This window comes from Enterococcus sp. AZ177 (genome assembly GCF_050544585.1).
In the GTDB taxonomy this organism is placed as follows: domain Bacteria; phylum Bacillota; class Bacilli; order Lactobacillales; family Enterococcaceae; genus Enterococcus_L; species Enterococcus_L plantarum.
This window is the reverse complement of sequence record NZ_CP172944.1, coordinates 119,426-131,500: the sequence shown is the minus strand read 5'-3', so window position 1 is coordinate 131,500 and position 12,075 is coordinate 119,426. Positions and strand designations below refer to the sequence as shown.

At 37.2% G+C, this 12,075-nt stretch carries 7 protein-coding genes; 2 read left to right on the top strand and 5 right to left on the bottom strand.

The genetic code is table 11. The features are described from left to right. Positions 1-20: 20 nt before the first annotated feature. Both IGJ34_RS00610 and IGJ34_RS00605 read left to right on the top strand, forming a co-directional pair. Entirely contained in the window at positions 21-161 is a 141-nt protein-coding gene (locus IGJ34_RS00610) for a hypothetical protein (RefSeq protein ID WP_206838658.1), read from the top strand. 876 nt (positions 162-1,037) lie between these two features. Then, a complete protein-coding gene (locus IGJ34_RS00605) occupies positions 1,038-4,805 on the top strand; it encodes a 5'-nucleotidase C-terminal domain-containing protein (RefSeq protein WP_430597880.1) in 3,768 nt (1,255 codons plus the stop codon). Positions 4,806-4,928: 123 nt separating this feature from the next. On the opposite strand, the gene IGJ34_RS00600 is transcribed toward IGJ34_RS00605, so the two are convergent. The 5 genes from IGJ34_RS00600 to IGJ34_RS00580 form a co-directional block, all read right to left on the bottom strand. Further along, positions 4,929-5,159, bottom strand: a complete 231-nt coding sequence (locus IGJ34_RS00600; RefSeq protein ID WP_069653263.1) for a hypothetical protein — start codon at positions 5,157-5,159, stop codon at positions 4,929-4,931. A 204-nt stretch (positions 5,160-5,363) separates the two neighbouring features. After that, positions 5,364-6,752 (bottom strand): bifunctional UDP-N-acetylglucosamine diphosphorylase/glucosamine-1-phosphate N-acetyltransferase GlmU, encoded by a 1,389-nt coding sequence (gene glmU, locus IGJ34_RS00595; RefSeq protein ID WP_206836698.1) that lies wholly within the window; start codon positions 6,750-6,752, stop codon positions 5,364-5,366. A 2,697-nt stretch (positions 6,753-9,449) separates the two neighbouring features. Continuing rightward, entirely contained in the window at positions 9,450-10,277 is an 828-nt protein-coding gene (gene purR, locus IGJ34_RS00590; protein ID WP_083241719.1) for a pur operon repressor, read from the bottom strand. Positions 10,278-10,542: 265 nt separating this feature from the next. Continuing rightward, positions 10,543-11,379, bottom strand: a complete 837-nt coding sequence (locus IGJ34_RS00585) for a metal ABC transporter permease (protein ID WP_206836696.1) — start codon at positions 11,377-11,379, stop codon at positions 10,543-10,545. Next, the gene (locus tag IGJ34_RS00580) at positions 11,352-12,032 is read right to left on the bottom strand and encodes a metal ABC transporter ATP-binding protein (RefSeq protein ID WP_069653260.1); all 681 of its coding nucleotides are present in this window, start codon (positions 12,030-12,032) and stop codon (positions 11,352-11,354) included. The genes IGJ34_RS00585 and IGJ34_RS00580 overlap by 28 nt, the downstream gene beginning before the upstream one ends. Positions 12,033-12,075 lie beyond the last annotated feature (43 nt).

Below are 12,075 nucleotides of genomic sequence, written 5' to 3'. Positions count from 1 at the left end.
AAATTAAGGGAGAATTATTTATGAAAGATACTTTAAGAAAAAAATATGGTCTTACTTGGGTCAAAATACTTGTATATATAATTATTACTATCATTTTCTTTAACTTGGGAAAGAAGGCAATTGATGTACTTTTCCCTATTTTAGGCTTTGAGAACATATAAAAAATCTCTGCTCCTTCAAATGGGCTTATTCACTTAGCTTCCTAATACGAATCTCTGAAACTAATACAACAATTGATTAAGGCGTATTTTATTCACTCAAAGAGGTTGGGACAGGAGTGTTTAATCTTGAGAAATAAAAATTAATTTACGAAAATTAATTTTTATGACCAAGTAGGTACTGTGCAACATCAGCTTATTTCTGAAAGGATTGCTCCTGATCCCACCGTTTATACGGATTCCATGTGATTGGGGTATGACCCAAAGAGTTGTGTCCCACTCACATGGAATACAGATTTTCGTTATGGTTTAACTGGAGATACGTCCTTTATTATTGGTAAAAAGACTTATTGACGACAATTAAAAGATATATTTTTTAGCCAAAATTAGGGAGATTAAAAGATGAAAAATAAATTATTCAAAAAAGAACCCATAGCGAAAAGCGAACTTTAGATTGTTTATTTGATGTACTTACTACTATTTTAAGTTGCCTGTAGATTCTCATTTAACAACCGCGCTCCTAATTTAGAGAACAGAGCCCCAATAACTCTAAACTTTCTGGATATTGATAAAAAATAGCCAGCATCTCTTTTACTTAAAAATTTCTCTGCATTTTGGAACGTAAATCCTAATACAAACAAAATAGAAGACCGAGAATCGGAAAAATGATTTTTGGTCTTCTATTTTTGAGGTTATTATAAAAATCAGCTCATCTTCATCGGAAAAAAATAAATGCTGGCAAAATATGTGGATTTTGTCCTTTTCTTTTAAAAAAATGGGTGTATTTTCTAATGACAATACACAAGATATATATTACTATTTAAATAGATACAACAATGAAAGCGTATTATCATTTTTCAGCAAAGAAGGAGGAATTTTGTGAAAAAGTCTGTTTTGAAAAAAGTACAACTTGGGTTACAAGTATTGATGGTTTCAATTTTACTTGCAGGTACCACTGCCACTACTGCATTGGCGATCGAACAACAAGCGACAGAAACAACACAACCAGAAAATTCTACTGTTTCAAGCACAACTTCGGAAGAACAAGATACCACCACTCCAACTAATAAGATGGAAACACCACAGCGACTGACTATTTTAGGTACTTCAGATGTTCACGGTCAGCTATGGGATTGGTCATATGAAGATGACAAACAAACACCTGTGGGACTTTCTCAAGTTAGTTCCGTTGTACAAAATATTCGGTCAGAAAATCCTTATGGTACAATTCTGATTGATAACGGCGATATGAACCAAGGAACAATTTTAACAGATGATTTGTATAATAAAACACCATTGATCGATCAGCCAAATCCAATGATCAAAGCCATGAATTACATGAAATATGATGCCATGGTTTTGGGAAACCATGAATTTAACTTTGGATTGGACTTGATCAAAAAGCTCGATACCGAAGCCGAATTTCCAATCCTATCTGCTAACACATATGTAAAAGAAACAGACAACCGATTTGTTGGCGGCACAACGAAAAAGGAAATAGATTTAGACAACGATGGTACTTTAGATTTAACTGTCGGGATCATTGGTCTAACCACACCTCAAATTCCATTGTGGGACGGCGCTAAAGTGGATAGTCTCTATTTCAATCCATTGAAAGAAGAGGCCGAAAAAGCGGTAGCTGAGTTGAAAGATCAAGCGGATATTATCATCGCTTCGATACATGCTGGCCGTCAAAATACTGATCTCTCTGCAAGTGCTGATCAAGTCATCAATAATGTAGCTGGTATCGATGCCTATATTTTGGGTCATGATCACCGCTCTTTCGCAGAGAAGATCCAAGGACCAAATGGACTTGTTCCAGTTGCTGGTCCTAAAGATACTGGAACAGAAATGATTAAAATCGACCTTGATGTCGAAAAAATTGATACCAAATGGCACGTCAAAAACAGTGATGCTGCTATCGTAAACACTAAGACTGTTCCAGTAGACGAAGCCTTAAAAGAAGAAACAAAAGAATACCATGACAAAACAAGAGAATTTATCTCGGAAAAAATCGGAACAGCGACTGGTGATTTCTTACCCGTTGAGGAAGTAAATGGAATTCCTGAAGCTCAATTTCGTCCCACAGCGATGATTTCTCTAATCAACAATGTGCAACGACAAGCAACTGGGGCACAGCTTGCTGCCTCTGCACTTTTTAAAGCAGACAGTAAATTAAATGCAGGAGATATTTCGTATTCCACTATTTTTGATATTTATAAATACCCAAATACGCTAATCAGTGTCCATATTACTGGAGAAAATCTGCTAAAGTATATGGAAAGTCAGGCAGATTATTATAATACACCAGGACCAGACGATTTAACGATCAGTTTTAATGAAAAAATCCGTGTGTATAACTACGATATTTTTTCAGGTGTTTCTTATAAGATCGATATTTCTAAACCAAGTGGACAACGCATCATCAACCCAACAATCGAAGGGAAACCCATTGATCCTACTACTAACTATACGATTGCTATGAATAATTATCGTTACGAAGGCTTACTAACACAAGGGCTTGTTACAGAGGAACCAATCAAATCCACCGATCCTGAAACACTGCGCGGATTGATTGCAGATTATATTCGCGACAAACAAATCCTTGATCCAGCAGAAGAAATCGAGCATAACTGGGAAGTGATTGGCTATCATTTTACTAACAACTGGCGGAAATTGGCCGTCCAATTAGTCAACGATGGTACGTTGCATACAACGCCTGCTGCTGACGGTCGAACACCTAATGTCAAGCCAATCACAAAACAAGATGTACTAAATGCAGGTTACCAGCCTGATTCAGAATCGATCACGATCATGCATACCAATGATGTTCATGGTCGGTTAGAAGGAAATGGAAAAGATGTCTTAGGAATGGCACGTCTGAAAACCTATAAAAACGCCATAAATCCTGATCTTTTGATTGATGCAGGGGATGTATTCCAAGGACTACCGATTTCTAATTTCTCTAAAGGCAAAGACATGGTCAAAGTGATGAATGAAGTTGGTTATGATGCAATGGCGGTGGGAAATCACGAATTTGATTTTAGCTTGGACACTGCTTTGGACTATAAAGATGAATTAAACTTCCCAATCCTATCTAATAATACATTTAAAGAGGGAGAGCTCGTTTTTGAACCCTTTACAGTCGTTGAAAAAGGTAGCGAAAAATATGCCATTATCGGCGTAACCACACCAGAAACGGCTACAAAAACCCATCCAAATAATGTAGCAAATGTGACGTTTGCAGATCCGATCACTGAAACAAAAAAAGCAATCAATGACATCAAAAATTCAGGAGAAGCAATCACCGCCTATGTCGTTACAGGTCATTTAGGAATTGACGAAACCACCCCACATGAATGGCGTGGCGATACTTTAGCTGAAACATTAAGCAAAGAATTTCCCGATTTGTCTATTACTGTTTTGGACGGACATTCACATACTGCTGTTGACGGCGGAAAAAAATTTGGTAACGTAATGTACACTCAAACTGGAAATTATCTAAACAACGTTGGCTTAGTTGACGTTGACTTGACAGATATTAGCAAAAAAATAGCTTCATTAACTCCAGCGCAAACGTTAGCAAATCTAGAAGAAGATCCTGCTGTCAAAGCGTTAGTCGATCAAGCCAGAGCAAACTTTGAAGCATGGGGATCAGAAGTTGTGATTGAAAATAACCCTTATCAATTTAACGGAGAACGCGATAATGTTCGGACTAGAGAAACAAATCTAGGAAATCTGATTGGCGATGCGATGTTGACTTATGGACAGCATGGTTTCAAAAATAAAACGGATTTCGCTGTCACAAATGGCGGTGGTATTCGGGCAACTATTGAACCAGGTAAAGTGACATTAGGAGACATTATTGCGGTCATGCCGTTTGGTAATAGTATCTCTCAAATCGACGTTACTGGAGCAGAAATCAAAGAAATGTTTGAGCTTTCTCTTCGTTCAATGGCGCAAAAAGATGCAGATGGTGACATTATTTTAGACGATTACAAGCAGCCAAAACTAGGTGCAAATGGCGGTTTTCTTCATGTTTCAAGTACGATTCGCGTCCATTACGACTCAACAAAAAAAGGCTCTCTACTGCCCGCAGATGAAGGCAACGGTACAGACAAAACTATTGTTGGTGAACGGGTTTTACAAGTTGAGATTCAAGACCGGACGACCGGAAAATTTGCACCGATTGATGAAAACGCAACTTATCATATGGCAACGAATGATTTCTTAGCTGCAGGCGGCGATGGCTACGATATGTTAGGTGGAAAACGTGAAGAAGGCCCTTCTTTAGATACCATCTTCATCGATCATCTAAAACAAGGAACTAACCTGCGTCTATACAATGCCGCAACAACTATCGATCTTGCACAATACAAAGAAGCCTTTCCAGGCGAACGGATCATTTCTATTTCAGAAGCTGAATTCAATAAGAAAAACAAACCAGAACCTGTACCAACTCCAGATCCAAAAGATCCAACGAAAACGAAACCAGACGAAGTAAAAGTAGCCAAACCTGCAGGAAAAACAGCGGACTATCCGAAAATGGGTGAAACAATTGTCGCTTATGGTAGTTTAGGTTCACTAATTATTGGTCTTTCTGGTTATGGTTTGTATGACTATAATCGAAAACAGAAAATCGGATAAAATAAGAAAAGCCTGGGACATAACTAAAAAGGTTATGTTTCAGGCTCTTAGTAACCGAATAAAAGGTGGGCGCAGAAGCAACTCCTGTCCCAACCTCTTCTTATTTTTCCATTAATTCTCTTCTCAATAAAGTTCGTTTAAACGATCCAGAACTCTTTGTTGAAGCTCATTCAGATAACTCATCACATCTATGTTATTACGCTCAATATATCGCCAAAAAATAGCACCCCAAAGAATGATATTTCCCAAGACTAAAAAAGAAATAATTTTTTTATTTCTTGCAGAAATATATGCTGACCGCCATTTAGGATCATTTCGTCGTTTTTTTAAGAATTCATAGGTATGGTATGCCATACATTTCACTCCTTTTCCATGATAAAAAATACATTATCACCCTAATGTCACACTTATATTTAATTATGACATAAAAAGAGAATGATAACTATAAAAATATGTATCATTTTTTATTTTATGTTTGAAACATCTTTCAAAAACAACACTCTACCGTATGACAAGAAAAGAAGGTGAACGCCAAAACATCAGCGTTCACCTTCTTTTTTATTCTTTATTTTTTTTATTCATATAAGGCATGTTTTTCCCATACCCTTCTTTATTCACTTGTCTTGCACGAGCAATCGCTAAGTCAAACTCTGCCACATCCTCTGTAATTGTTGAACCTGCTGCGATAACTGAATTCGCTGCAACAGTCACAGGTGCAATCAAGTTTGTTGCCGACCCGATAAACGCATGATCTCCAACCGTTGTCCGATGTTTGTCTTTTCCATCATAATTAACGAAAACTACACCGCAACCAACATTGATATCTTTCCCTAAATCCGCATCACCAACATAAGTTAGATGCCCCACTTTGGTATCTTCTGCCACAGTCGCATTCTTGATTTCTACAAAGTTACCGACATGGACACGCTCCCCGATTTCAGCTTTTGGACGGATATGCGCAAATGGCCCTACATCCGCATCTTTGCGAATAATACTTTCTTCAACAACTGATTGTGTGATTTTTACGTTATCTTCGATCACACTATCAACGATTTCTGAATGTGCGCCGATCATACAATCTTCACCGATTACTGTCTTCCCTTTTAAATGAACACCAGCTTCAATCACAGTATCTGAACCGATTACAACGCCTTCGTCAATATAGGTTGAATCAGAATCAACAAATGATACACCATTTCTCATATGCATCGTATTCAAGCGGCGGTGCATGATTTTATTAGCCTCAGCTAAAGCCACACGATCATTGATTCCCATCGCTTCTTCAAAGTCCGCCATTTGATATGCTGCAACGGTCTTGCCTTCTTTTTTAAGAATCTCAATAATATCCGTTAAATAGTATTCCCCTTGTGCATTGTTCGTATTGATTTTAGACAACGCATTAAATAATGCTTCATTATCAAAACAAAACGTTCCAGTATTGATTTCCTGAACGCGAGCTTCTTGTTCGGACGCATCTTTTTGCTCGACGATTTTTTCTACAATGCCCACATGATCACGAATAATACGTCCATATCCAGTTGGATCTTCCGCATGAGCGGTCAAAATCGTCGCACTGGCGTTTTTCCCTTGGTGATAGTCAAACAGATTCGCCAATGTTTCAGCAGTTAATAGCGGTGTATCCCCTGTAATCACAAGAGTTGTACCTTGTTTTCCTGCTAAATGTGATTCTGCTTGTAACACGGCATGCCCTGTTCCTAATTGTTCTGCTTGTAAAGCATATTGGCTACGTTCGCCTAAGTGGCTTTTGATTGCCTCAGCACCATGACCTACAATCGTCACAACTTCACTTGGATTCGTTTTTTCTACTTGATCCATGATGTGTTCCACCATTGGTTTTCCAGCGACAGGATGTAACACTTTATAAAGTTTTGATTTCATGCGTGTTCCTTTACCAGCAGCCAGGATGATGACATATCTGTTTTCCAATTGCTTCACTCCTAAGATTTGTTTTATTTTCAATCGTTTCTGTTACTTTCAAAATAGCGCCATGTTTTAGTTTAGCCTACTCTTTATGGTTTTTCAACTGAACCAATTACTTTTTTGCTATACCAATTTATAATTTTGGGTGTTTGCGTTATAATGGATGAACATTATGCTAGTACCGTTAACTTATGGAACAGAGCCCAGATAAATCAACTCTTTCTGTCAAGATTAAACAAGCCCGCTTCGCTTTTGCTTTGAAACACAGTGAATGAAATCAACTGATGTTGAAAAGTACAAGACTTTCTTAGAAAGTGTTGATCATTTTATAGCTGGAATGATAGCGGGAAACAGAAAAAATTTATTCTCGCTGTAATCGATGGACAGCTATTTGGTGTTTCCGGAACGATTTCTCCTACAACCCAAAAAGGCATCTGCCCGATTTGTCATGAAACGTCAGAAGTTTCGATGTTTTTGTCTAAGGTGAAAGAATCAGGTGATGGCATGTATACGAAGCGTGGAAATTATATTTGCTATGACAGTGAAAAATGTAATCATACTATCGAGCGTAGAGAAGAGTTGGAAGCGTTCGTTCAGAATGTGAAATTTATGAAATAATTCAAAAAAAGTATTACTTTCAGAGGTCTCCTATATATCTACAAAATTAGCATGTATATCATTGTGGAAACTTATAGAATCCTTTTATCCACTAAAGACCTTCTCTGAACTACTTTTTTAAAGAGTAATCTATATGATCTATTCTAGATTGAACAATGAAAATTAGTAGCGTACACAAAAAGTAAGAAATGTCGAAATTGCTATTGCTAATAGATCCATAAATTTGATATAGTTATAAGTAACTGAATAATTAGAAAACAAGTAGCACTCCTAATACTATCAAATGGAGTGTGATACATGAAAAATGATTGTAAACTCACTTTGGTAACTAAATTACGTGAGGGTCAGAATGAAACAAAGTACACCAGTAAGTACTTTTTTGCTTAGCCACATCATTGGATTCCCCTTGTGGGGTTCTGTGATTTTGTTTGTTTTGGTACTATTTAGAAATGTCCCTGAATCAATAATCAGGGAACATTATAAAACCAAAAGAACCAAAATCAGATGTAGAAGCAAAAAAAAGACCAACAAGAAGTTTTCGAAGGCATCTTGTGGTCGTTCAAAGAAATAAGTATGTAATACAATACTTTTTTTGATACTAAATCAGGAATGCCAACTTGTTTTTTGCAAGCCTAATTATTTATGTTATGTATCAAAATTAGTAGCAAAAGAAGTCTGACGCCAATCAGGCTTTTTTTGTTTTAAACTATCTACAAACTAATCTTACCACATGTTTTTATTCATCTCAACTACTTTTATTTCAGTTTATCCCATAAAAAGAAGCGTTTTGACTGTTTTTTATTTGTATCCCTACTTTTTACACACTCATTTTTCTCCCAACATTTTCCAAAATAAACTAATCACCGCATAGTCGATAATCAAGGTAAAAAGAATTTTAAACAGTCCTTTCTAGCCACTCGAATATTCGCCTATGAATGAACTTCAAACAACGCAAGTGAAAATTTAAAAATTCCACCACTTTTATCAAATTTGTCCATTTTTCTAGACTATTTTGACTATTTGAATTCTTTCCCACTATGCTATTGACTCTTCTAACGTCTTTAAGTTAAAATAAATTTACAACATAAAATAAAAAAAGGCGCCCTGTCAGAAGACGGTAATCTTCAAAACAGAGCCCTGTATTATCAGCACAAACTAATAATACAAGTTGCCTCGCCAATAATTTCTTATTGACTACCCTTATTGTACTAAAAGTAAGAAGAGATTTCCATTCTTTTTTCTTGCTCAATACTGTTAGTGAATGGTTATTTAACGAACGCTTCATGGTATTAGTAGCTGACTAATATCATTTTTTTGTGTTTAAAATCAGGTAATTAGAGCGAAAAACAAAATAAAAAGGCACTCTGTACAAGGGCGGTAACCCGAATACAGAGCCTCATATTATCAGCACAAACTAATAATATAAGTTGCCGAAGTCAATATTTTCATATCGACTCTTTCATTTTACTCAATTTTTGTAAGAAATACTAGTACTTTTTACAATTCTTGTTTCATTTGAAGCAGTTGGTAGTTATTTGTTGCACTTTTGTACGGTATTAGTTGGTGGCTAATACCGTCTTTTTTCGCTCTTTTTATAAACAGCAAGCACTTCTTTCTCCTTTTTAAATACGATATTTTCGTATTTACATTCTACCAATTAGTGCTTGCGAGCTGATGTTACTAGAATCGATCACTACCATACATTTCCCATTCAATCTAAAAAGGCAGCTAAGTCAATGCGCGTATAATGAACCGTCCTAAGAAAGTAATAACGAAATAAACGCTCTACTTGTTTTACCCGATTGAATGGTACAATGTAAGATTTGTTTCTCGTGCATCAGTATTCTTAACGATCCGCCTGGCGGAAGATGGGTCGTTAAGTAAAAAACGAGCAGGGATGCAGAACCTGCGAATTTCAACTAGCTACTTATCTCTTTACAACAAACCAATTCATTATCTACTATCACTTGATAAGTAGCTCGTTGTTTTTTCTCATTTTACACCAATCATTTGTCCGCTCATTTAAATGCAAATTCCCACCTTTTCAACAAAAACAGCCACCATTTCTGATAGCTGATCTTACCTCTATTTATCAAAATAATTTCCTGGCACAACATTGATTGTTTTCGTGCGCGTATCCACGTCTTCAACATAAAGTAACGAAGTATAATCTTCGATCGCACGTTGTCCTTTAAATTTAGACTCTGCAAACACGGTGATCCCAACAAGTTCCGCCTCAAATTCTTCAATCAGGCTCTTCATTCCGTTAACGGTTCCGCCGCCTTTCATGAAGTCATCCACGACTAAGACTCTTGAACCACGTTTCAGACTACGTTTTGATAATTCCATTTTTTCGATTCGTTCAGATGATCCAGAAACATAATTCACACTAACCGTCGAGCCTTCGGTAATTTTTGAGTCACGACGAACAATTACAAACGGCACGTTCAAGTAATAGGAGACAGCTTGTGCGATCGGCACCCCTTTTGTCGCCACTGTCATCACCGCATCGATTTTTTCACCTAAATATTTAGAAGCAATAATTCTCCCAACTTGGCGCAACAATTCCGGCTGTCCTAATAAATCAGAAAGATACACATATCCTCCTGGCAACAGACGATCTTGTTCTGATAAACGGTCACACAAAGCCATAACCAATTCTTTTGACTCTTCGTATGGCATTTCCGGGATAAAACGAACGCCACCGGCTGCTCCTGGAATCGTTTCAAGAATACCTGTCCCTCTTTGTTTGAATGTTTTTTTAATAATCGCTAAATCCTCACTAATCGATGATTTGGCTGATTTATAACGCTGTGCAAAATGGGTCAAAGAAACCAAAGTATGGGGATGATCCAACAAGTACTGTGTCATATCAATCAATCGTTCGCTTCTCCGAATTTTAGAATCTGTCACTTCTTCTCCTCTTTCCTTTAAGGGTTGTTATTCATTAGAATAATGATTATCCCTTATTTTTTTATAGGTTTGTTCTTCATTTTTTAATAGGTAAAATAAATGATACGCCCTTACAATCTATCGTTCCCTATTATAGGGTGTTTTCCAAAAAAAATCGAGCATTTTTTAGCAAAAATAAAAAATAGTTCGCAATTTAAGAAACAAAAAAGAAGATAAGAGAAAAAACTTTCGTTTTTCCTCTTATCTTACGCTAGTTTAAGCGAATTTATCGCTGACTCATCTTCTTATTTCTTTGCAAAGTCATCAATCCTTTACGGACAATGCTGACAAGAATAAACAATCCGATAAAAATCAATGTGATGCTGGCACTTGGCGGTGTTTCTAAATAATAAGACCCCGTCAATCCTGTTAGCATGCCAATCAATCCCATAATAACACTAATAATGATGACCGTATTAAACCCTTTACCGATCCGCATTCCGATGGCAGCTGGTAACACCATGATCGCTGATATCAATAATGCACCCGCAATGGGAATCATCACTGCAATCGCCACACCTGTAATGACGTTGAATAGCATCGACATCCAGTGAATCGGCAATCCGTCCACATGAGCCGTATCTTCATCAAATGTCAAAACATACATTGGCCGTTTGAATAAGACAAACAAAATCACTAACACCACAAACAGAACTGCTAAAATAACGACCTGTTGCCACGTGATCGTCACAATCGAACCGAATAGATACGACTGGATACTGGCTGCTGAATTTCCTCCGCTCAGGTTCATCAGCACCAAAGCTAGCGCCAATCCACCTGACATTAAGATTGCAATCGAGATTTCTGAGTACGTACTATAAATCATTCGTAGGTATTCTAAAATAATTGCCGCAATAATCACGACAACCATTGTCATGATATTTGGATTCCAGTTTAAGAAAAAACCTAAAGCAACTCCAGCTAGCGACACGTGTGAAAGAGTATCCGCCATTAAAGATTGTCTTCTAATCACAAGAAATACCCCTAACATTGGTGCAATGACCGAAATAAATGTTGCGGCTAAAAAAGCTTTTCTCATGAACTCATATGAAAACATCTCCATTGTGAGTCCTCCTTCCGAACTAAACGAATTTGGCGATCCGCATATGATTTGATATCTTCATGATCGTGGGTGATCATCAAAATCGCTTTGCCATGATCATGGGCATTGTGCCGTAACAGGCGGTAAAATTCATTCCTAGACGTTTCATCCATTCCCGTTGTTGGCTCATCTAAAATAAATAAATCAGGGTCAGTCGCAAAAATACGCGCTAAACTGATACGTTGTTTCTGTCCACCAGAAAGTTCACCGATCCGTTTATGGCGCATATCCCACATGCCGACTGCTTTGAGTGCTTTTTCCACATGTTGATGATCTCTTTTGGTTAAAGGCTTGAACCAACGATTACGCGGAAAACGTCCTGATCGAACTAGTTCGATCACTGTACTTGGGAATCCTGCGTTAAAAGAAGCTACTTGTTGTGGAATATAGCCAATGCTGAGCTTCTCACCCGCACTGTTTTCTTTGGCAATCGTGATTGCACCTTTTGTTGGTTTCAATAAGCCCAATGTACTTTTGATCAATGTTGATTTTGCTGCTCCATTCTCACCAGTGAGAATGACAAATTCGCCTGGATCGACATAATATGAAACATCTTCTAAAACTGGCTCATCATCATAATAAAATGTGAGGTCTTTGACTTCTAGGTAATGCATGTCTATTCTCCTTCTTTGACTACTGTACAATTGAAGGCCGAAA